The sequence below is a fragment of the Mesorhizobium sp. M4A.F.Ca.ET.050.02.1.1 genome, assembly GCF_003997725.1.
Taxonomy (GTDB): domain Bacteria; phylum Pseudomonadota; class Alphaproteobacteria; order Rhizobiales; family Rhizobiaceae; genus Mesorhizobium.
In genome coordinates, this window is sequence record NZ_RZSG01001483.1 from 1 (window position 1) to 488 (window position 488).

At 62.7% G+C, this 488-nt stretch carries 1 protein-coding gene; it reads right to left on the reverse strand.

The window, feature by feature from the left end; all coding sequences use genetic code 11:
• A partial coding sequence (locus EOA33_RS38260) for a KUP/HAK/KT family potassium transporter (protein WP_190234554.1) occupies nucleotides 1–488 on the reverse strand: 488 nt, incomplete at both ends.

A 488-nucleotide genomic window follows, 5' to 3' on the forward strand; every position in this document is an offset into this window, starting at 1 on the left:
CTGTGCATCAACGCGGTCGGCGCGCTCAAGGGATCGCTGGTCAGGAACACGGCCGTGCCCGACACCAGCTGCGGCTTCTTCTTCAGCAGGTTGCCGGCGAGGAAATCGAGTGGGATCTCGTTGCGACGGGTCTTGTCGAACAGGTAGCGGCTGCCCCGCACCCAGGTCCACATGGCCATGATGATCGCGAAGGCCACCGCCAGCGACGCCCAGCCACCCTCAAATACCTTGACGATGTTGGAGGCGAAGAAACCGACGTCGATGAAGGCGAACAGCGCCGTCAGGCTGATCGCCAGCCAGGACGGCCATTTCCAGATGCGCGACATGACGACATAGAGCAATACCGTCGTCACCAGCATATTGCCGGTCACCGAGATGCCGTAGGCCGAGGCCAGCCTGCTGGATTCGCCGAAGCCGACCACCAGCAGCATCACCACCAGCGCCAGCAGCAGGTTGACGCGCGGCATGTAGATCTGGCCGGACTGCTT